The following is a 20,783-nucleotide window of genomic DNA, read 5'->3' on the forward strand; positions in this document are numbered from 1 at the left end:
ATCCCCAAGTCTGAGCCATTTCACGCGTACCGTCAGCCGGTCCGCTACAACCTCACATCCGGTCGCCGCTCCCACGCGGCTGCACCATAATCCCGCTTTCGCCGGGTCTGGCTCAGGTGACGAGACCAATCTCTACGAGCGGCATATGAAGCCAGAGGAGGGGGCGGTTCGTCTACCTGGATCCCGCGAGGTCGATGCCTCGCTGGATATTCGAACTAATTCGATCAGGCTGCCTTTAAGATGGCGCCTTTGGGCACGACGCCGGCCGTGGAAAATTGCCACAGCGCGATAAGCAGCTTTCGTGCCATTGCTACGATCATGACCCGGCGAATGCGTCCGCCGCCGTCCTAAACGCGCTGATTGAACCACTGAGATAATTCGGAGCCTGGTTGATGGCGAAGCCAGAGCCACGCGACCTGAATCATCGTCGTTCGAAGACGCTTGTTGCCCGCCTTCGATACTCCTTGCTCGCGGTCGATAGTACCGCTCCTCCATGGCGATGGTGCTAAACCTGCATACGCTGCAACCTGCCGTCGGTTGGCAAAGTGGCGGTAAAAGCCTTCACTGTACAAAGTGCCGGCGAACTCATGGCCGATACCCCGTAGCTGAAGCAGGAGCCCTGGCGCGTTTGCCGTCCCCACGGCCTCAACCGTAGGCAACATGGCGTCCCGGACTTTGTTGACCTCGTCGATCTGAGCTATCACCATCTCCAGGCGATCGAGTTCACGTTCGATCTGGCGACTGATGTGGTTCGGGAGAGGCCGGCCATCGCCGGTTCGCAGTTCCTCAAGAAGCGCCCGCCGATTCGCCTTCACTGGCTCGTATCCAGTGATCCCTTGGGCAAACAGCAATCCCTTGATGCGATTGACATGCTGGATGCGCTCGCCAACGAGTACCCGTCGTTCGCGCCCGATCCGCCGACGGTCTTCGTCCTCGACACTAGGCACCGCCACCATGGCACATACCCGCGGCTCGCCACGTTTGTAGGCGAGCAGCGCGCGCACCAGCGCCTCGCCATCAAGGCGATCGGTCTTGGCCCGCCGACTGCGCCGAGAGGTGGCAATCGAAGCCGCATCCACGACGTGGCTTTCAATGCCTTCATTCACAAGACAACGGTGAATCCAGAAACCGTCGAGACCCGCCTCCTGAATCACGACCAAACTATAGGAGATACCGGTGCGCTCGCGCACCTTCGTCTCCAGCTGACAAAATCTTGCGAGAAGAGCTACGATGTCACCCCCCGGTACCGTATGACGGGACATCCGCTCACCATTACCGGGCGCCAGTGAAGTGACGAGCCAAGTAGATCGGCTCAATTCCAAAGAAACGAAGATTGCATTCAGCTGCGTGCTGATGGTGGCATGAGATGAAACTGACACGAGCTACCTCCTTCACGATCTGCGTGCGCCGATCTTATCATCGCTGGCACCGTCCCGCGCCCATGGTATCTCTCTTCTGCGTCTCGAGGGCTTCGAGCGCCTGTGCCCAATCTTTGTAGCCCTTGGGGAAATCGACGCGGATCACGCGGTTGTCGCTGGCGTAGCGATGTGATGCCCGGTTCACGGCCCGGCGCCCCGCTATGTCGCAGTCGCCCGCCAGGATCAGTTCAGTCACGCTGTCGGGAATCGTCGCCAGGCCGAAACGTCGCGACCCAAGCGTTGCCCAGCACGGAAGCTTATGGAGCAGGCTCCAAGCCCGCGCCGTCTCGAACCCTTCGGCAAGCCCGATCGTGGGACCGATACCGCCCCCGCGCCATGCGCACATGCCGAGCGAACCGATGGTGGCCTTGCCGGTGTAGCGCGCGGTTTCGGGATCTAGGAAGATCCGCTGCAGGGCAACGAGCCGCTGGCCTTCGCGCACGGCGACAAGCACGGCGGGCTTGAACACGGTGTTGGGCTTCGCACCATGAGGGCATCGCGGAGGTGGGTTCAACGGGTGGAGGCAACACTTTAATTTTTTGCGGAAGATGGAGTGTCGCAATGAAGCAGCGTCGTCGGATCTATTACACGGCCAGTCAGCGAGCAGAGATATGGGATCGCTGGCAGCGCGGGGAGTCGATGAGTTCGATCGGACGAAGGTTTGATCGAGAGTAATCGTCGGTACTTTCGGTGATTTCGCCGACAGGCGGCATCCGGCCTGCCGCTTGCAAGCGCGGCAGTCGTGCGCTGAGCCTTGCCGAGCGCGAGGAGATATCGCTTGGCCTGAGCGTCTGCGAACCCTTGCGTGCGATAGCACGGCGACTGGGCCGCTCGCCCTCGACAATCAGTCGCGAAGTCAGGCGTAATGGCGGCGTTGCGCGGTATCGGGCGACCATATCCGATCAGGCGGCATGGGACCGCGCCTTGCGGCCCAAGCCCTGCAAGCTGGCTTGCTCGCCATCGCCGGCACAGGCAGTAACAGTCAAGTTGCGCCGCAAATGGTCACCGGAACAGATTGCGGGGTGGCTCAGGCGCAGCTTTCCCGAGGAGCCGCATAAACAGGTGTCGCACGAGACCATCTACAGAAGCCTGTATATGCAGGCGCGTGGGGTTCTGAAGAAGGAACTGCTGAGGCATCTGCGCGCCCGGCGCACGATCCGCATGTCGCGGCCGAAGGTGCCTTGGCCTATCGCCGGGACGACATCGTCGGGATGATGGACAACATGCAACGTCCTGGGAGCCGCGAAAGACGAGGGTGGCCCGTCGGCTCCCCCCTGTCCTGCATTAGCCCAGCGTCTTGGCTATCAGGCGTTCGAGCCGCTGCGCGAAGGCACGGGGGTCCGCGGGAGCTTCTCCCTCAGCGATACGCGCCTCGTCGAACAACAGGAATGCGATGTCCCGCCGCTCATCCTCGCTCGCCGTCGACTGGTCCAACCTGGCGATCAGCCCATGGCGCGCATTCACTTCCAGCACCGGCTTTTCGCGTTCGGGCGCACGGCCGGCGGCGGCCAGCATCTTCTCAAGCTGAAGATCCATGGCGTTGTCCGGCGCCACGATGCACACGGCGCTGGTGGTCAAACGGTCGGAGATACGGACGTCGGAGACCTGATCCGCCAGCACCTGTTTGGCAAAGGCGATGAATCCGCTGACATCTTCTGCCGGGTTCGATGTGTCTGCGCTCTCCTCTGCTAAAGGGATCAGGCTGAGGTCGCTGGCGCCCTGAGTCACCGACTTGAAAGGTTTGCCTTCATAATCGACGCCCATCGTCGTCCAGAAATTGTCGACCTGGTCGGGCAGCAGCAGAACCTCGATGCCCCGTGCCTTGAACCCTTCGAGCTGGGGAGACGTCGCGATCCGATCGAGGTCATCGCCGGTGGCATAGAAGATCGCAGTCTGATTTTCCTTCAGCCCCGCTACATAATCCTTGAGCGAGCGCCACTCGCCGTTCGATGCCGTGGTCTTGAACCGGGCGAGCCCAAGCAACTGAGCGCGTCGCTCGTAATCTTCGTAAAGCCCTTCCTTGAGCACTGCCCCGAAATTGTCCCAGATCGCTGCGTAGCGATCGGCGTCACTCTGGGAGAGCTTGTCGAGTTCCGAGAGGATGCGATTGCTCACGCCTTTCTGGATGGCCGTCAGCACGGGGCTTTCCTGGATCATCTCGCGCGACATGTTAAGCGGGAGGTCCGCGGAATCGACGAGGCCGCGCACAAATCGCAGATAGCGCGGGAGGATCTCCGCTTCATCGGTGATGAAAACCCTTCGCACATAGAGCTTGATGCGGCCATTGCGGTCGGGGTCGAAGAGGTCGAAGGGCTTGCTCTCCGGGATGAAGGTCAGCACCGAATACTCGTGCCGCCCTTCGGCCCGGTAGTGCAGCGTCATCGCCGGTTTGTCGAACTGCCCCGCCACGCTGCGATAGAAGTCGGCATACTCATCCTCGCTGATGTCCGATTTCGACCTGGCCCACAGCGCCGCGCCGTCGGCAAGCTGCCGAGCTTCTTCCTCGCTCCCGGTTTCCTCCATGAATATCGGCACCGGGACATGGCCCGACTGAGCCTTGACGATCCGTTCGATGGTGTAGAGCTCGGCATAGCTTTTCGCTTCGTCGAGCAAGGTCAGAGTTACCCTCGTTCCCCGCAAGGGAGCGGCAGCGGGATCGACCGGAGCTATGGTGTAAGTGCCCGAACCATCGGATGCCCAGCTCGCCGCCTCGTCCTCACCCGCGTGGCGGGAAACGACCTCGACTTTGCCCGCGACCATGAAGGCCGAGTAGAAGCCCACGCCGAACTGGCCAATGAGCTGCTGTCCCTCGCCGTTCTTGTCGGCGGCGAGCCTGTCCATGAACGCCTTCGTCCCCGACCGGGCAATGGTGCCCAGGGTCTCGGCCATGTCGATCGCGGACATCCCGATGCCATTGTCCGTGACGGTGAGGGTTCCGGCCTCCTTGTCCAGCGTCACGGTGATGCGCGGCTGGGCGTCGTCGCCAAGCAGCTCGGGCCGGGAGATCGCTTCATAGCGCAGCTTCTCGCAGGCATCGGCAGCGTTGGAGATAAGTTCGCGCAGGAACACGTCCCGGTCCGAATAGACCGAATGGACCATCATGTGCAGGAGCTTGGAAACATCGGCCTCGAAGGCGCGGGTCTCAGGGGCGGCAAACGTCTCGGTCGTCATCGTCTCTTCGGCTCACATGTTTCGGACTTACGCCAGCCAGATGGATCGGAGCGTTTCCACGTTCAAGAGGGCCGACTCTCGGATAGGCGGGTGAGGACTGGCAGCCCCGCCCATTTGATTTAGGAGGCTCGCATCAGCGCCCCCAGCTGTTTTCGCAGAGACGGTCCTTCCAAATGAGAATCCACATTGGTGAAGCCCTCTTTCGCAAGTGCGATAGCCAGGCTTTGCAGGTTCTTGCAGCTGCCTTCTCGAGCGATCTCGAAAGCGCGCTCCATAATCGGACGTCCAGTTATCAAGCAATCCTCCCGTTCCCAATTCGTGCATCGTCACCCTTCATCAAGGTGACGGAAAAATGAGGCCTGGCCGGTGTAGAAGATACATCCCGCGACCAGGCCCCAGGGAATCTCCAGTTGCGGGTTAGGTCAACCAGGATGAGGGTATGTGATAAAGGCAGACCGGCAAGAACGGTTGCTGCGATCTGAAAATATTCTCCGCCCAGGTAGTATCCAAACCTTGGTGGTCTCGATGCTGATAAAGTGGCCCGGCGCTAGCTTGCGGAACGTGCGCCGGGCCCAGGTTTTCACGTCAACCATGACTGTTCCTCAGGATAGGAACGTCTGGGGGATCCGCCTGGTTTACGTGGTTCATGCCCCGATCGGCGGAGGCTCAAAAATGCGTAAGGGATAGCTGCAGTTGATCGTCCTGTTTCGGCTCGGTGTTGGCCAACCGTGCGATCCTCGCCGCATCAGACCGGTCGTTGTCCTCGATGCAGACAAGATCGCGCGTGATCTCCGCCTTCTCCCTCAGGCGCTGCAGAACGGCGGGAAAAATGTCGCGCAGCTGGCGGCAGTCCTCATGCGTGGCGTCGGCCCTATCGGCTTGGTCGAAGCGGTGCTGGGCCAGCGCGATTAAGACATCGTCGGCTATCGGGCTGGTCACCACGATACCCAATCCATCTCGGCGTCGTCGACCGCTTCGAACATTTCTGGATCCGCGCCGGTGTCTCCCAGGCGCTTGCGGACCGCATCGGGGGTGCCGTCTTTCGGGAACCCACGATCCGATCTGGCGATCGAGGCGAGTTGGCCAATGAAGCCGCCTCGCTCGCTCTGTTCCAGTATCCAGCGCCCGAAAGGCAAGGATTTCGAACTGGTCTCATAGCCTCCGAGGTCAAGCGGACCATCCATCTTCGATAGTGCAGGCATCGCAGAATCACTCCTTGGTGGAATGACGCAATGCTATATGTTCCTCATTTGTTCTGCAATCCGTTACGGGACGGTTATGGGAACGAAACGGTTCGAGACAGTCTTCGAGTACTCGCAATGGGGCTTTGACACCGCGGTCGAGTGCCGCTGTGGGCACCAGGCGGGGCTGAAGTGCAAGCCTGCGGTAGCCGCGACGTGCAGTGCAGCCCGTCAGAGCGACGCTGATGCCACGCCGGTTTTGCACTTCGAATGGCGAGGAATCCCCGCTCGACGAGGTGGCCGCCCGCATGTGGGCATCGTGCGAGACGTGAGACCCGGCGACGCAGTGGACCAAGAAATAGGACTATGCTGGGCCGCACTGGCAGTTCGTGTTCCGGAACTATGCGCACACATTCCTGGCAGCGGCGCGCGGGGATCACGATCGCGACGGTTAAGCCCAGCCCCCCGGCCCGGATGAACCCCTTCGCGATTGACTTTATCGATATCGCCGGGCGCGAGGCGGAGCAGGAGCCCATCCAGCCCTGCGGCTGGCGCTTGCCTAGCTCTCGACCAGCCTCATCGCAGTGGACTGGCAAATAGAGCGCTTTTGGACCCGCTTGACGTAACCGCCCGGCACCCACGGCATGAACCTTTACTTTCAGACGCGGGATGTTTCGATCTATCTCAACCGCTGGAAAATCCTGGCTAAGGAGCGATCAGAGCCACGAAAGCGAGGGAGCTCAACGCCCGGTCAAGGCTGAGAAACGCGACCGGCAAACCGATAAGGATCGAGGCGACGGCAGCGACGCCCCAATAGCGCCGGGTCATTCGCGCTCTCCCGCATGATCAACCACAACTATGTCGATCATCGCTCGAAAGAAGGCGAGCAAATCCGCCGCCGGCATCGCAGGAACTTGGAAGGCTCCGTGATCGATGGCGCGCTCCACATCTTCTTCCGTTGCCTTGCGGCGAGCAACCGATACGTCCATCCGACAATCTCCGATTTCTGTCGGTCAAATCATCGACTTGCATAACATAGATTAATCTCGCACGACGTTGCATTCGTGCACACAGGATTTGAAATCCGGCAGAAGCTTGTGAAATTTTTGTTCCGCAGGCCCGGCCTATCGCGGCAGCGCAAACGCTTTCCTCGTAAGCCTCAAGATGCCTAGTTGCCTTCCTCCCGATACGGGCTCGGCTGTTCGAAAAAGCCCGTAGCGACCGCCGCAATCCCGCCTGCGACGATCAGAAAGATTATGGCCCCCACCACGAAAAAGCGGAGGACTGGCCGCTTCCCGCCAAGAGGTGTCACGAGGCCTTTATCCATAATCCACATCATATGCCCCGGTAGCTGAAAACCGCCGTCACGGGTGGCTTTCCAGAACCGCCAACTCGTGCTGAGGTTTCCCGACATCCTTACGTTAGGTTGAGAGGATCAAGACCGCAAAGATTGCGGTTCATAGCGAACTAGCGGGCTTTCGGTTAGTTGGTTGGGAAGCGTAACCGAGATCGGCGATTCCGGTTACGCCCCATTGTTGCCGTTCCGGCTCCTGAGGGCGCTTCCCGGAAGCTGCCGTTGTAAAGTCGGCCGCGGCAAAGCTAATCTTGACCGTCGGCAGCCCGGACTCCTGCTCCTTGATCATCCCGACGATTTGCGCCTCGGTAAAAACGGCTCTTCCTCATGTGCCGATTCCTTCTCGTGCGCAGCCTCTACATCAGAATTAGGGTTCTCTCAGCGGGTGCTGTCGTGGGTCAAAAGCAACGATCTTGCCGCCCGCCATCCGTCCAAGCTGGCCAAATTGACAGTGTGTTGAGATTGCTGAGACGGGCCCGATCGTTCATGAGCTTCATCGACTGGCGCAGCGACTGCCAGCAGGCCCAGAGCATCAGGATGGTGTCGCCGCGCCCGAGCTGCGCGACCTGCCGTTGCGCAAGGTCTTCCCACATCATGGTACCGGCATGCCCGCGGTCAGGACGCGGCTGAAGTGCAAGGCCTGCGGCAGGGGTGACGTACAATGCTCGCCGGCGCAGCGTGACCGGCATGGGTGATGGCCCCCTCACCCTTCCTTCGTTGGACGTCTGAACCGCCTTACCCTCGACATCGTAGAATATGCGCGGCACCGTGCCGAGCACGCCCCAATCAAGCCGGGGCCGGAGATCCGCCTGGTGCTAGACGTCCTGATGATGCCACGGGCAGCAACAGGCTTCGAGGTCACCCGCTTCTGGGCGGCCTGACCTAGAAACCTTACGTTGCCTGCACCTGGCGGGATTTCAGGGAGATGAACCTGAACTATCCGGTGCAAGCATGGAAGGAAACCGCCAAGAAGCGCGGGTGACCGCTATTGTCATGATGCGGTGCAGCGAAACCGTTCACGCCGCACATGCGGCCCGAAGGGCTTTACAGCCCTTGCAATCAACTGGCCCAGCTCTCGCAAGAGGTCCGGGCCTTATTGCGGTTCACGATAACGCCCATATTCCAAGGGCGATCACCGCCCAAAGCCCGGTATTGATGCCGACGATCCAAAACAGCCCGTTCACTTTTTTGGGTGTTTGCGGGGGCGCGTAATAGGTGATTTCAAAAGCGTGAGGCATAACCGACTCCTCGCGTCTCAATTGAGCGAGAATGGCATTGCGGCGCGCCAATCCAAGATGGAGATAGGTTCACACCTCTTCGTTCTTACCGCCGATCCGGCGGCATTGCCCCGCATTGCCGAGGTCGGCAGCGTCGCCGTCATCGATGCATGCGCAATCTTTACCGCATGCGGAGAAAGGACGCCGAGGTCGCGATGTTCTTCTGCACGCGTAAAACCCCCCGCGCGAACCATGCGGAAGAGATCTGGCAGCGCTACCCCGGCCTCGTCGCGGTCGATGGCGAGCCGAGCGCCATGTCCTGGGGCTTCCCGCCCCACGGCCGTCAGCAAGGCGGCCGGCAAGCCGCTCAAGCCCTCGCCGGTCAACAGCGCCCGCGACGACAAGCTGCCGATCTACCTGATCTGGAGAGGCAGCTTCCGCGAGCGACGCTGCCTGATCCCGATGACGCAATGTTGCGAGCCCGAAGGCAAGGACCGGCACAGCACCCGCACGTGGCACTCGCTACCCCGAGAGAAAATCTCCGCCATCACCGGGATCTGGCGACCGCTCGACGAGTGGGGTGACGCCTATTCCATGGTCATGGTGCCGGGCTGCGAGCAAATGTCCGACATCCACAACCGAATACCAACCATCCTGCGGCGCAAGGACTGGTCAGGATGGACCGATGAAACGCCGGATGAAGCCTTAGCGCTTCTGCGCACGTGGAAGGGGCCGCTGGTCGTAGATCGAACCGAAGGACTATGGTTTCAAAAGCGCCCGTTCGCTGCAACGCTCCAAGCACCGCGGCGGGGCTGCCGAGTGGAAGCGCCACGTACGAACCTTCCAGAGCCCGCTCGATGTCGTCGCCCGTGACGGGGCCGCCCAGCATTCCGGCAAGCACTGTAGCCAAGGTCGCGACTTGCTCAATCGGGAGGGAAACACCAGCATCAGCAACAGCCGCGCTGGCGTCTTCATCGGTGGCATGGCGGAGGTGTTCGATCGAGTCCATGCGAGCTCCGTCGGGTAGGCCTTCCACGCAACGGCGGCCGGGACCGTTTTGTTTCTTCGCCGGGGCGAAGGGCGCGAATCGACGATACGTGAGCGCAGACTGCTGGGCAATGTCAGTCAGTCGGGGATTTCTCGTCGCCAGCGGCACCGCGAAGCCAGGCCGGAACCGTCGGGCGTGCTTCGGCCTGTGCCAAGATGCGAGAACAGGCGAACGCCCGATCTGCCTCGTCGCCGTGTTCCGCAAGATCGAGCAAGGCCGGGGTGTCAGCGTCGGAAACGTGAAGGTCGTTCGACAGCAGCCAATCGGCCAATGCGTCGCGCTGATTGTCAGAAATCTGCACCATCATACTCCTCGTCGCCATCATCTCCACCCGAACGCCAATTTCGCCTGTTCGATCCCGGCGCCTGTCACACCCCTCCCTCTGCGTCGGCGGGGTTGTCTGGTTTAGGACGCCATTAAGCAGATAGCGGATGTCGGCGAATCGAGGGATGAACCGAAACATCATTTGGAAAGTCATTGATCAACGCTCCCCCCCCCCTGTCGCTGGGGCAACGTGAACGCGCTCATCGAAGCTGTCGAGCACGACAACAGAGTTTTGGATGCCGATCAGGCCCCGGAAAGCGACCCGCTGGATGTGATTGATTACGACCAGCGCGAAGGTGTAAAGGTCGATCCCTTGGGCGAACAGCGATCCCTTGATGTGATTTACATGCTGGATACGTTCGCCAACGAGTACCCGTTGTTCGCGTCCGATCCGCCCGTGGTCTTCGTCCTCGACGCCGGGGCACCCCCACCATGGCACATATCCGTGGCTCGCCACGTTAGTAGCCGAGCAGCGCGCGCACCAGCGCCTCACCATCAAGGCGGTCGGTCTCTGCCCGCCGACTGCACCGAGAGGCGGCATTGAAAGCCACATCCACGACGTGGCTTTCAATGCCTTCTTTCTCAAGACAACGATGAATCCCGAATCCATCGAGCCCCGCCTCCTGAATGACGATCAAACTGTAGGCGACACCGGTGCGCTTCCCACACCTTCTTGTGGAACTGCGAAATCCTTGCGAACAGGCCAAAGATGTCCCCACCCGGAACCGTTCGGCGCGACATCCGCGCAGCATTGCCGGGCGCCAGTGAAATGACGAGCCAAGTAGATCGGCTCAATTCCAACGAGACGAAGATTGAACTTTGCTGCGTGCTGATGGTGGCATGAGAAGAAACTGACACGGGCTACTTCCTTCACGATCTGCGAGGGGCTGATCCTGTCATCACCGGCACCGTCCCGCGCCCATGGCATCTCTTCTGCATCTCGAGGGCCTCGAGCGCTTGGGCCCAATCCTTGTAGCTCTTTGAGAAATCGACGCGGATCACGCGGTTGTCATTCGCATAGCGATGGGAAGCCCGGTTGACGGCACGGCGCCCTGCGGTGTCGTAGTCGCCTGCCAGGATCAGTTCGGTAACGCTGTCGGGGATTGTAACCAGACCGAACCGGCGCGAGCCCAACGTTGCCCAGCACGGAAGGTTGTTGATGCGGCTCCACGCGCGAGCGGTCTCGAAGCCTTCGGCAAGGCCGATGGTGGGACCGGTACCGCCCCCACGCCATGCGCCCAGGCCGAGCGAACCGATGGTCGCCTTTGCGGTGTAGCGGCCCGTCTCGGGATCGAGGAATATCCGCTGCAGGGCGACAAGGCGCTGGCCCTCGCGCACTGCGACCAGCAACGCGGGCTTGAAGACGGTGTGGGGTTTGGCACCATGAGGGCAGCGCGGATGAAAGCGGACGTCACCGGGAACAGGGAGCAGTAATCGCGAGGCCAGATAACGTTCACCCAGCGTACCCGGCACGGACTGCGCTTGCGACCAGAGCCGTTCGATATTTGCTGTTCCGGTCCGGGCATTGTCTGGCGGCGGTTGGTAGTGGCGGGTGATGGCAATGCGGTCCAGTTCGCGAAGCACGTCTATGGAATCGCAGCCTGCAAAACAGGTTACGAGAATGCCGCGATCTCCTTGCCGGAGGGACAGGCTGGGGGTGTGGTCATTATGGCAAGGGCAGCGACACATCGCCCGGGTTCCGTGCCAGGTGCCGCGCAGGGTGCTGACGATGTCGATGAGTTGCTGCGAGGGGCGGCGTGCGACGATGGTCATTGGTCGATGCCCAGCTGCGCCAGCGGCATGACTCGCGCGATGGCGTCGATAGTTTCGCTGTTGTCGAAATAGGAGGCGACGGCCTGTTCATGGTCAGGGTGGAGGTGATTGCCATTGACAGCCGGGCGGGCTCGCACATAGGCGATAAGCGCATTTTCGGTCGCCGGCTTGCTAGGGTGAGCATTGGCGACGTCAGTTGAGCCGGGCTCGCTGATGAAGGGACTAGGGCGTTCCATGGGAATTTACCTCCCTGCTGCAGATGCCCGTCAAGGCATCAATCGAAGGTTGAAGGGTTGGGCCGATCTGCTCGGCCCTCTTCCTCCTTCCCCTCTCTACTCCGATCGTCCCGGTCTGGATGGGATGTCGTTAAAACTTAAAGGGCCAGCATCGTCCGAGCGCTCCTGCCACTGTCGTCATGCCGCAGATCTATCGTCACGCATGCCCAAGCTTCGCCATGTGCTGGTGAATATGCGGGCGAAAGGCATTTGCGACCTCGTATTCAGCGGTACTGGAGCCCATCGCTTCGGCGACAAGCTCATCGTTCATCTACCGCAGGTGAATAGTGCCAAATGAGCGATACGGGCGCTGCAAACAGGCTTTCGCCGAATGGTATTATATCTGCCCATCATATAGGACAATGCCGCTCGCGAAGCGGTCGCCGCATGCCTGAGACAGGCTCCTAAGGCCTGAAAAATCACTCGCCTTAACGGTAGCCGAGGCCTTGATCTCAATACCGGCGATCATATCGCCGTCACGCTCCAGCACGATGTCGACCTTGCGCATCTGCTGGTCATGGAAATGGTAGGGCGTCAATCGGAGGTCTGACCCCGTCGTGAGCTTGACGATTTCGGAAAAGACAAACGTCTCCAGCAGCGGTCCGAAGGCTGAGGGGGCGGCGCGTAAGCGATCGATCGTAAGGCCTTTGGCCGAGGCGAGGAGTTCCGAGTCCAAGAAGTGGAGCTTGGGCGTTTTGACAATCCTTTTAAGGGCGGTGGTGAACCAGGCCTACAACGTTGTTATGAGGAAGATTTGTTCCAGCAGGCAGATGTACCGTTGGCTGGTCTTGTGGCTGACGCCAATGGCAGCGCCGAACTGGGAGTAGTTGACGAACTGTCCCGAGTGCTCGGCGAGCAGGCGAACGAACTTGGGCAACTCCGTCAGCTTCTCAATGTCGGCGATGTCCCCCAGATCGCGCGTCAGCACCGAGTTCAGGTATGCGCGGGCCCAATCCTGGGGGCGGCGTTCGCTCGTCCGTGAGATAACCTCGGGGAAGCCGCCAAGCATTACTGTCTCGACAAGCTGGTCGCCGACCCGGGCATTCTTCGCCGTCCCAAGCTTTCCGGAGAAAAGGTCGTCGAGAGACGATGGAGCAGTGCCTTCGATCTCAGCGCGGGCGAGCGGGAGGATCTGGATAGTCTCGATCCTGCCCGCCAGGCTGTCGGCAACCTTTGGCAGCGTCAGCACATTGGCGGAGCCGGCGAGGAGGAAACGCCCTGCCCGATAATCTTCGTTCAGTGTCTTTTTGATCGTGAGCATCAGTTCGGACGCGCGCTGGATTTCGTCGATGATTGCAAGATCGAGTCCTCGAATGAAGCCGACCGGATCGGATGTTGCTGCCGCTGGTGCGGTCTGATCGTCGAGAGTGATGTAAGTGCGACCTGCTTCACCCATCTGCCGGACAAGCGTCGTCTTGCCTGCGCGGCGCGGACCGATGACCAACACGACCGCCGTATCGGATAGGGCATCTTCCACCTTTTGGGAGAAAATCCGATCGTACATCGACACCTCGAAAATTGGAAATCTAACGAATGATAATTGGAAGTTAATCGTGTCCGGAGCGACCTTCCAATGTGATGCCCATTCGTCGGAGGGACGCGCTCGATCTCTTTTTTCGCGGCTCGGTCAGTTTCGGGGTGGGTAACGGCTAACTGGGAGTGCCGGAAAAGGTTTTCAGGCCCGCATCGACGATTTCGTGACGGCTCTTCAAGCGATCGAGAGGCTAGTAATCGTTACAGCGCACGCTGCCAAAGCGGAGTAGGGATTTCAGAGTCCGAGCCCGGCCAACAGCGCCCGACGCACGGCATGCGCATTGTCGTCTTGCCTGTCGATCGTCACGATCTGACCGAGCTGCGCCATGCGAGGATGTGTGATGGCCTTGCTTGCCTCATATTCCTCGGTACGCAAACCCATGGCCTCGACGACGATATTGCGGATCTCGCCGGTCTCGCGTGATCTTGCCTCGATCAGGAAGTCGGGACGGCACGGCCCATCGGGCGTCAAGGTGTCGAAGACGGGCTTTTCGATCGCGAGGTCGATGCCGCGTCCGTGAAGTTCCTGCTGGGTGCGCAGGATCGTGCCGAAAACGTCGCGCTCTAAATCGGAATCGACAGGTGCGAATAGCCGCCCATTGAGGATGGGTTGGGCATAGGCGCGCAGCGGCGCATAGCCCTTGGCCTCGGGATACTTGCCAACGACGATAATGACCAGGAACGGGCCTGCGATGGGGTTTCCGCGCACGGATGGGGACTGGATGCGGTTGGCGATCGTGACAGTGCCGCCGTCAGGCAGCGTGATTTCCTGCCCATGGATGCCCTTGGCGTAGAGCAGCACGAAACCTTGTGGCGCATGGTCGCGCGGCCACTTCGCCTCAAGCGCGCGAAGCGCGGCATACACGGCACGCGCCTGCAGGGGCTTCGCGTGGGTCCAAAAGGCTTGCTCCAACCGGATGCCCGGCGCGATTTCGATCTGGCTCGCTGCTCGAGCGAGCGAGGCGAACTCACGGCGAATCGACCATTCCTCGCGGTACGCGAGCGGCGCGATCCGGTTGACGCCTGCAGCGGCCATGAGGCGCCATAGCAGGCGCGCGAGCCTTGGGATCGAGGCATTACGAGTGCGATCGTCGTTGCAATCGTCCTCGGGGCGCAGCGCCAGTTTTTCCGGCGCGGGCTTGAGCACTTCGAAGAAGCCTTCAGGCGGCTCGAGCGGGGTCGATCGGGAGCGGACTTCGCTGATGCGGATCGTCATCTGGTCGCGGAAGAACGGGCATTCGGGCAGATGTTCGGGCCGTTTCGGGCTGATGAGCCGGCGCAGATAGTAGGTTTCGGCCTCGGATAGGTAGGCTGGGGTGAGGATCGGCGGCGGCATGTCGGCCCCGAGGCATCCGCAAGCGATCCACCTTTGGCCAATTCGCGCCTGCTGCACCAACATGATGCCGGCTTTTTCGTCGGTCTCGGTTCCTTCCCCGATGTACCAACGTACAAGCGCCTGTTGCAGTTCATGCCGCAAGGGTATCCGGTTGCCGCCAGTACCGTCCGTATCGCGATGGACCAGCCACATGATGAACATCCTGAATGGGAGAAGCGTCACGAAGAAGTGTACATTCGGTATCATGCTTGACAATGTGCGTCTGAGTGACTTCTACTAAATCTCCAATCCGATTGGCGGTGACGATGGCCCATTTCCGACTGGCGGTGTTGATCCTTCTACTTTGCATCGTACCGGAAGTCGCCGCGGCTGATCCTGCGCACCGCATTCGGACAGTGGAAATTATCAACATGCATACCGCGGACGTGCAACCCGCAGCATACATGGACCACGTCACCGCTTCTACATCAGTGACAACTGTGCCAGAATTTCACCTCTACACACTCCGCCACGATCAGGTTGCCACCGGGGCGCAGACCTCGGACACCGCGCTGCAGCTAACGACAATACCGGGACATTCCCCTCATTCCGTACCGAAAGTTGTGCCAACAAGGTCATCGATCATGATTCCGGCCTGGCTATCGGACACCGCCGCTGACATTCCAACGGTTGCAAAAGGATCAGGCTGTACCGACCTGTCTTATCGTCCAACCGGATTTCTGAAACCGCAGGCCGAAATGCGCCGTGCGCGATACTACAGTGCTATGAGCGCCATTGCCTGCGAGCATGGAATTCCAGCAAGCCTCTTTGACGCGATGATCATTCAGGAGAGTCAGTACGATCCCGAAGCGGTGTCTCCCAGGAATGCGCGCGGGCTGATCCAGCTGATGCCGGGTACGGCCAGGGAGCTCGGTGTCGATCCCGCTGATCCGGCACAAAATCTGCGTGGCGGTGCGCGCTATCTGCGCCGGCAACTCGATAGGTTTGGACAAGTGCATCTGGCCCTTGCGGCGTACAACGCTGGCCCCGCACGCATCCGCGGCGATTCCATTCCCGCGATCAGGGAGACGCGCGATTACGTATCGAATATTCTAAGTAACTGGTCTCGATTGGCCCGAAATCGCATCGTACCGTCCGGCCTCTCCTCTCCACCTGAGACCTTAATTCGCAAGGCAAGCGTCTCGATATTCTAGGTGTGTGGTCCCACGGTTTGATGGTGCGACCCCTTTCGTTGGGATGGAAGGAAGCATTATCGGACAGGCTCGTCACTGGAGCGCCACGACCACGCACACCGTCCAAGCAGCAATAAAGCGATCGCAAGCTTCGTTCGCGACGCTGAGCCGGGAGTTGGGAATCAATCCCAAGACGGTGGCGAAGTGGAGGAAGCGAGCGATGGTCTGGGACCTGAAGACCGGGCCGAAGGCCCCTCATTCAACGACCTTGACAGAAGCCGAGGAGGCGAGGGTTGCCGCGTTCCGGCGTCACACGCTGCTGCCCCTGGATGACTGCCTCTACGTGGTTGCAGCCGTCGATCCCGCATCTGACACGGGCAGCTTTGCGCCGCTGCCTTCAGCCGCACGGCATCTCCCGCTTGCCGGACGCTGAGGGCGACAAGCCGAAGCATCAGCGCCTCAAGCGCTATCCCGTTGGCTTCTTTCACATCGATATCGCCGAGGTGAAGACCGCCGAAGACAGGCCGTATCTCTTCGTTGGGATCCACCGCACCAGCGGGTTAGCGGTCACACAACCGGTAGACAAGGCTGATCGGCGAGCAGCATGGGAGTTCCTGGAACACCTGCTGAAATCCGCGCCGTACCAGATCCACACGATCCTGACCGATAGCGGCATCCAATCCGCCGAGCAGCCGTGCAAACGGAACACTGCATGGTCCCGCCAAATCTGCTCCGACATGGTCTGTGACGCAAACGGCATCGAGCACCGGCTCACCAAACCGAACCACCTGTGGACTAACGGTCAGGTCGAGCGGATGAACCGGACCATCAAGAAGGCGACCGCCAAGCGCTTCCATTCCGAGAGCCACGACGAACTCCGAACGCCTCTTGCCGGGTTCATGGCCGTCTACAACTTTGGCCGTCGGCTCAAGACGCTGAGCGGTCTCACACCTTACGAATACATCGCCAAATTCTGGATGGCAGAGCCAGAACGGTTCATCGTCAACCCGATCCACCAGATGCCGGGACTAAACACCTGGTGCCAAGACAGAAGCGATCTCTAGTAAGCCGGCAAGCCCGAGCCCTCGAATACGAAGACCTTGATCACCGCGGTCACCCGAAGGCGGCCATACTATCGCCTGCGCGAGTTGGAATGGTGCGGCGGCCTGACAAACTACATCGACATCCATTTCTGAAAGCGGCCCATCGGCATGGCCCGGCTCATCCGGGAACGTGCAGGCGGGCGAAGTCGCCTTCGATCGAGCGGTCCAGCATCTCCCGATATTCTGCAAAATAGAGCATGTCGGGCGTGATCAGGCCAAGCGGTGCGTCCTCCCCATCGCGCAGTTTGCGCAAGGCGATGGGCGCAGCGGCCGGCACCAGCTGCGAGCCATGGCCCACTTCGAGGGTCGTCAGGATGCCGAACAGTCCGCCATCGATCGTCGGGCGCGAGAGGATGGCGAGGCGGTACTGCCCCTGCTCGTTGGTGACGAGATAGATGTGGCCCGAGAGGTTGGGCATGGAAATCTGACCGGCCTGCTCGAACCGGGAATCCGAACGGCCCGATTCAGCAAAGCCGAGGCAGGCTCTCTCCGCAACCCAGCGGATCGTCGTCAGGTATGCGAACAGGCCGCCTGCGGTGCCGAAGCTGGGCCGGACGGTGAGATAGCATCCCTCCAGCCAGGTCACGGCCGAGCGGGCGTAAGCCCCCATCGCCTCGGGCGCGACGTCACCGCCGGTCGGCGCCACTGGCGCAGAGCCGGGACGAAGGCTGACGCCCAGCGCTTCCTCGATCCGCAGGAGTGTGGCGAGCGTGAAGGCCCGTTTGCCCGCCAGAGCTTTTTCCAGCGTCGATAGGCTGATGCGCGCCATGTCCGCCAGCGCCTGGCGCGACAAACGGCGCCGGGCGATTTCCTCGCGTACGCGCCGCGCGGTCTCGGCGCTTTCTACTGAGAGGCCCTCGGCGTCTGGCCGGTCATCTCCTAGGGTCGTGTCCATGCGTACATATGCGCACATATCCGCACATTGCGTCAATCCTTCCGCTAGTTTGCGTCGCCGTGCGCAAGGCTCGGCAGGAACCGGCTGAAACTGCTCGTGGCTGTGTGCACCGCCCTGCGCATAGAGGGTGGGCTCCCCAGTCGCAGGAGCCATCCGATGCCGCATTCACTCTCTCTCCGCCGCGCCCTGATCCCCGCCGCCGTGCTGGCCTTCGGGGCTCCCATTGCGCTTGCCGTTGACGCAACCACCGCGGCCGCTGCCGACGAGAGCGCCTCCGACGACGCTTCGGGCGATGAGGGGCCCGCCACCGGCACCCTGATGCTGCGTGGCCAAGGCATCGTCCGGAGCATGCCCGCCGTGCGCCTCGGCACCGACATCGACGTGACCGTGACCGGTCAGACGGCCCGCGTGCGCGTGGTCCAGGCGTTCCGCAACACCTCGGGCAAGTGGATGGAGGCCAGCTACCTTTATCCACTGCCGCAGGACGGTGCGGTGGATTCGCTCAGGATGGTGGTAGGCCAGCGCGTGATCGTCGGCCACATAGAGCCCCGCGAAAAGGCCCGCGCCACTTACGAGGCGGCGAAAGCGAGCGGGCGCAAGGCGGGCCTCGTCGAGCAGCAGCGACCCAACATGTTCACCACCATGGTCGCCAACGTCGGCCCGGGCGAGACGGTGCTGATCGCTATCGAGTACCAGGCCCCGGTAGGCCAGGCCAACGGCACCTTCTCGCTCCGACTGCCGCTGGTTGCCGGCCCGCGTTATACACCGCCGCACACGCTGGGAACGGTGGATGCCGTGGCCGATGCTAATGCCGTCACCGCCGCCCCGGTGCTCACTCCGGGACTTGGAGAAACGGTCAACCCGACGTCGATTGCGATCCGTCTCGCCCCCGGTTTCGAGGTCGCCAACCTCATCAGCCGCTACCACCGCGTCAATATCACCGGTCCACTCGGCGATCGCACGATCAAGCTGGACGGCAGAGTCCCGGCGGACCGGGACTTCGTTCTGGAATGGCGCTCCGCCTCCGCCGATCCGACACTTGGCCTGTTCGCGCAGCATACCGCCAACGGCGATTACGTGATGGCCTCGGTGACCCCGCCCGCCGACACCTCCTCGCTGCCGACACCTCCGCGCGAGATGGTGTTCGTGATCGACAACAGCGGCTCGATGGGCGGCGATTCGATGGAAGAGGCCAAGGCCAGCCTGCTCCATGCGCTGGGTACGCTGCGACCGCAGGACCACTTCAACGTGATCCGCTTCGACGATACTATGACTCGGCTGTTCGACCACAGCGTCGCCGCCACGCCTGACCAGGTCGATCTCGCCCGGCGCTTCGCCGGATCGCTGGAGGCGCAGGGCGGAACGGAGATGCTGCCCGCGCTCAAGGCGGCGCTGGCGGATGCCGCGACCGGTGGCGGCAGCGATCCATCCATCCTGCGCCAGATCGTGTTCCTGACCGACGGGGAAATCTCCAACGAGCGCGAGATGGTAGCCGCGATCGGCGCCGATGGGGGCCGCAGCCATGTCTTCATGGTCGGTATAGGCTCGGCGCCAAACGACTACCTGATGGAGCGCATGTCGACGATCGGCGGGGGGCTCTACACGCATATCGGCGCCCCGAGGGAAGTCACCGCCAAGATGATGCCGCTGCTCGACGTGCTCAGTCATCCCGCAGTGCGCGACCTCTCCGTGCGGGTTGAAGGCGGTTCGCTCGACCTCACCCCCTCGCGCCTTCCGGACGTCTATGCCGGCAGGCCGCTGGTGCTGGTGGGGCGTACCGACCACCTTTCGGGCACCCTGACCGTGAGCGGCACGATCGGCGGCAAGGCGTGGGAGCGACGTGTCGATCTGGCGAGCGCTCTGCCTAGCCCGGGCATAGAAAAAGTCTGGGCCCGCAGCCGCATCAGCGACATCGAGGCAGACCGCGCGCTCGGCAAACTGGAAGACGAACAGGCCGATGCCGAAGTCGAACGGATCGGCATGGAAAGCACCATCGTCACCAGTCGCACCAGCCTCGTCGCGGTCGACGAAACACCGTCTCGGCCCGCCGGCGCCCGTCTGACGCGTGAGGAACTGCCGATCAACCTTCCGGCGGGCTGGGACTTCGACACTCTCTTCGGCCAGGGTGCTGCTTCGGACGTCGCTGATCCACAAGGTTCGGGCGATAGCGCCGCGATGCAGGCTGCGACGCTGGAACTGCCCCAGACAGGCACCGGTTTTCTCGGTCTGCTCGGCCGGGGCCTAGCCCTTTTGCTCGCGAGCCTTGCCGGTTTCGCCTGCCTGCTGCGCCGGAGGGCGGCGTGAGCCGCGCCGGCAAGCTTGCGCGCCGTTCGAGAGCGGCCCTTTGCGGGCATGGCGTCGCGGCGACCCTGTTGCTGGCGTTATGCCTGGGCGGAATGGTCGAAATCGGCAGGGGGCTGTACATCCCCGCCAAGGCAGCGGTCGCACAAGCACTGCTGGACCATGCCTTCGAGGCGAGTCTTGTCGACCACCGGCCCCGCAGGCCCTGGCCCTGGGCCGATACCGCGCCCGTCGCGCGTCTATCGGTTGCAAGGCTGGGCGTGACGCGCATCGTTCTCGGCGGAGGATCGGGCCAAGCCCTCGCTTTCGGCCCGACGCTGCTCCCGGCCGGGGCAATGCCAGGGCACGCCGGCACCGCCGTTATAGCCGCTCACCGCGACACCCATTTCAGATTTCTGCATGACATGCGCACAGGTGATTTTGTCACCCTTCAGACGCGCGAGGGGACGCTGCTGCGCTACCGAGTGACCGGTACGAGCATCGTGCGGTGGGACCGCTATGCTCCGCCGGATGATTCAATGGGCGAACGGCTTGACCTTGCGACCTGCTATCCTTTCGACGCGATCCGCAGCGGTCCCTGGCGCTATGTTGTCCATACCGAGTCGCTGTAAATGCCTTCCTTCCCGTACCGTTTACACCTAGCGACCCAGATTTGATCGCCGAGCGTCTCATAAGGGATCGG

The 20,783-nt window shown here is 61.5% G+C and carries 19 protein-coding genes and 4 pseudogenes; 7 read left to right on the forward strand and 16 right to left on the reverse strand.

Annotation, left to right across the window (positions count from 1 at the left end):
• Positions 1 to 224 precede the first annotated feature (224 nt).
• Both HWN72_RS28545 and HWN72_RS28550 read right to left on the reverse strand, forming a co-directional pair.
• Positions 225 to 1,379 (reverse strand): annotated as a pseudogene (locus HWN72_RS28545) (IS110 family transposase).
• Positions 1,380 to 1,416: 37 nt separating this feature from the next.
• Positions 1,417 to 1,887 (reverse strand): toprim domain-containing protein, encoded by a 471-nt coding sequence (locus tag HWN72_RS28550; RefSeq protein WP_289357717.1) that lies wholly within the window; start codon positions 1,885 to 1,887, stop codon positions 1,417 to 1,419.
• Between the two features lie 221 nt (positions 1,888 to 2,108).
• Here HWN72_RS28550 and HWN72_RS31405 point away from each other — a divergent pair, with 221 nt between their 5' ends.
• On the forward strand, positions 2,109 to 2,633 hold the full coding sequence (locus HWN72_RS31405; protein WP_309141598.1) for a helix-turn-helix domain-containing protein: 525 nt from the start codon (positions 2,109 to 2,111) through the stop codon (positions 2,631 to 2,633).
• A 69-nt stretch (positions 2,634 to 2,702) separates the two neighbouring features.
• Here the strand turns inward: HWN72_RS31405 and htpG are convergent, their stop codons facing one another.
• From htpG to HWN72_RS31410, 7 genes are all read right to left on the reverse strand, one after another.
• Positions 2,703 to 4,589, reverse strand: a complete 1,887-nt coding sequence (gene htpG, locus HWN72_RS28560) for a molecular chaperone HtpG (RefSeq protein WP_211152065.1) — start codon at positions 4,587 to 4,589, stop codon at positions 2,703 to 2,705.
• Between the two features lie 666 nt (positions 4,590 to 5,255).
• Complete coding sequence (locus tag HWN72_RS28565) at positions 5,256 to 5,531, reverse strand: hypothetical protein (RefSeq protein ID WP_289357718.1); 276 nt, start codon at positions 5,529 to 5,531, stop codon at positions 5,256 to 5,258.
• Positions 5,525 to 5,791 carry a hypothetical protein gene (locus HWN72_RS28570; RefSeq protein ID WP_083274876.1) on the reverse strand — a complete coding sequence of 89 codons (267 nt, stop codon included), beginning with the start codon at positions 5,789 to 5,791 and terminating at the stop codon, positions 5,525 to 5,527. The genes HWN72_RS28565 and HWN72_RS28570 overlap by 7 nt, the downstream gene beginning before the upstream one ends.
• Positions 5,792 to 6,594: 803 nt before the next feature.
• Positions 6,595 to 6,759: a hypothetical protein gene (locus HWN72_RS28575; RefSeq protein WP_156800016.1), complete on the reverse strand. Its 165-nt coding sequence runs from the start codon at positions 6,757 to 6,759 to the stop codon at positions 6,595 to 6,597.
• 763 nt (positions 6,760 to 7,522) lie between these two features.
• On the reverse strand, positions 7,523 to 7,813 hold the full coding sequence (locus HWN72_RS28580; RefSeq protein WP_008831861.1) for a hypothetical protein: 291 nt from the start codon (positions 7,811 to 7,813) through the stop codon (positions 7,523 to 7,525).
• 414 nt (positions 7,814 to 8,227) lie between these two features.
• Positions 8,228 to 8,413 (reverse strand): hypothetical protein, encoded by a 186-nt coding sequence (locus HWN72_RS28585; protein ID WP_156800017.1) that lies wholly within the window; start codon positions 8,411 to 8,413, stop codon positions 8,228 to 8,230.
• Entirely contained in the window at positions 8,380 to 8,727 is a 348-nt protein-coding gene (locus HWN72_RS31410) for a hypothetical protein (protein ID WP_248006439.1), read from the reverse strand. The genes HWN72_RS28585 and HWN72_RS31410 overlap by 34 nt, the downstream gene beginning before the upstream one ends.
• Here HWN72_RS31410 and HWN72_RS28590 point away from each other — a divergent pair.
• Entirely contained in the window at positions 8,639 to 9,214 is a 576-nt protein-coding gene (locus HWN72_RS28590) for an SOS response-associated peptidase family protein (RefSeq protein WP_248006421.1), read from the forward strand. The two genes, HWN72_RS31410 and HWN72_RS28590, sit on opposite strands and share 89 nt — an antisense overlap.
• Positions 9,215 to 9,462: 248 nt before the next feature.
• Here HWN72_RS28590 and HWN72_RS28595 read toward each other — a convergent pair whose 3' ends face one another.
• The 4 genes and pseudogenes from HWN72_RS28595 to HWN72_RS28610 all read right to left on the reverse strand — a co-directional run bounded on the left by HWN72_RS28595 (position 9,463) and on the right by HWN72_RS28610 (position 11,722).
• Complete coding sequence (locus tag HWN72_RS28595) at positions 9,463 to 9,867, reverse strand: hypothetical protein (protein WP_211152066.1); 405 nt, start codon at positions 9,865 to 9,867, stop codon at positions 9,463 to 9,465.
• A gap of 144 nt (positions 9,868 to 10,011) precedes the next feature.
• A pseudogene (locus HWN72_RS28600) lies at positions 10,012 to 10,420 on the reverse strand (IS110 family transposase); the annotation flags it as partial.
• 163 nt (positions 10,421 to 10,583) lie between these two features.
• The gene (locus tag HWN72_RS28605; RefSeq protein ID WP_211152068.1) at positions 10,584 to 11,486 is read right to left on the reverse strand and encodes a toprim domain-containing protein; all 903 of its coding nucleotides are present in this window, start codon (positions 11,484 to 11,486) and stop codon (positions 10,584 to 10,586) included.
• Complete coding sequence (locus tag HWN72_RS28610) at positions 11,483 to 11,722, reverse strand: hypothetical protein (protein ID WP_211152069.1); 240 nt, start codon at positions 11,720 to 11,722, stop codon at positions 11,483 to 11,485. Before HWN72_RS28610 ends, HWN72_RS28605 begins: the two co-directional genes overlap by 4 nt.
• Here HWN72_RS28610 and HWN72_RS28615 point away from each other — a divergent pair.
• A complete protein-coding gene (locus tag HWN72_RS28615; protein WP_211152070.1) occupies positions 11,721 to 12,059 on the forward strand; it encodes a hypothetical protein in 339 nt (112 codons plus the stop codon). The two genes, HWN72_RS28610 and HWN72_RS28615, sit on opposite strands and share 2 nt — an antisense overlap.
• Positions 12,060 to 12,098: 39 nt before the next feature.
• Here HWN72_RS28615 and HWN72_RS28625 read toward each other — a convergent pair.
• Both HWN72_RS28625 and HWN72_RS28630 read right to left on the reverse strand, forming a co-directional pair.
• Positions 12,099 to 13,265 (reverse strand): annotated as a pseudogene (locus HWN72_RS28625) (ATP-binding protein).
• 264 nt (positions 13,266 to 13,529) lie between these two features.
• Positions 13,530 to 14,822 (reverse strand): hypothetical protein, encoded by a 1,293-nt coding sequence (locus HWN72_RS28630; RefSeq protein WP_211152108.1) that lies wholly within the window; start codon positions 14,820 to 14,822, stop codon positions 13,530 to 13,532.
• A gap of 113 nt (positions 14,823 to 14,935) precedes the next feature.
• On the opposite strand from HWN72_RS28630, the gene HWN72_RS28635 reads away from it, so the two are divergent.
• Positions 14,936 to 15,823 (forward strand): lytic transglycosylase domain-containing protein, encoded by an 888-nt coding sequence (locus tag HWN72_RS28635; RefSeq protein ID WP_083274877.1) that lies wholly within the window; start codon positions 14,936 to 14,938, stop codon positions 15,821 to 15,823.
• Between the two features lie 58 nt (positions 15,824 to 15,881).
• Positions 15,882 to 16,866, forward strand: a pseudogene (locus tag HWN72_RS28640) (integrase core domain-containing protein).
• 157 nt (positions 16,867 to 17,023) lie between these two features.
• On the opposite strand, the gene HWN72_RS28645 reads toward HWN72_RS28640, so the two are convergent.
• Positions 17,024 to 17,800 carry a helix-turn-helix transcriptional regulator gene (locus HWN72_RS28645; protein ID WP_036530598.1) on the reverse strand — a complete coding sequence of 259 codons (777 nt, stop codon included), beginning with the start codon at positions 17,798 to 17,800 and terminating at the stop codon, positions 17,024 to 17,026.
• Between the two features lie 156 nt (positions 17,801 to 17,956).
• Between HWN72_RS28645 and HWN72_RS28650 the strand changes: the two genes are divergently transcribed.
• Both HWN72_RS28650 and HWN72_RS28655 read left to right on the forward strand, forming a co-directional pair.
• Positions 17,957 to 20,104 (forward strand): marine proteobacterial sortase target protein, encoded by a 2,148-nt coding sequence (locus tag HWN72_RS28650; protein ID WP_211152072.1) that lies wholly within the window; start codon positions 17,957 to 17,959, stop codon positions 20,102 to 20,104.
• Positions 20,101 to 20,712, forward strand: coding sequence for a class GN sortase (locus tag HWN72_RS28655; RefSeq protein WP_211152073.1), 612 nt, complete (start codon positions 20,101 to 20,103; stop codon positions 20,710 to 20,712). The genes HWN72_RS28650 and HWN72_RS28655 overlap by 4 nt, the downstream gene beginning before the upstream one ends.
• The last annotated feature ends 71 nt before the right edge of the window (positions 20,713 to 20,783 follow it).

The organism is Novosphingobium sp. HR1a (assembly GCF_015594425.1).
Taxonomy (GTDB): Bacteria; Pseudomonadota; Alphaproteobacteria; order Sphingomonadales; family Sphingomonadaceae; genus Novosphingobium; species Novosphingobium resinovorum_A.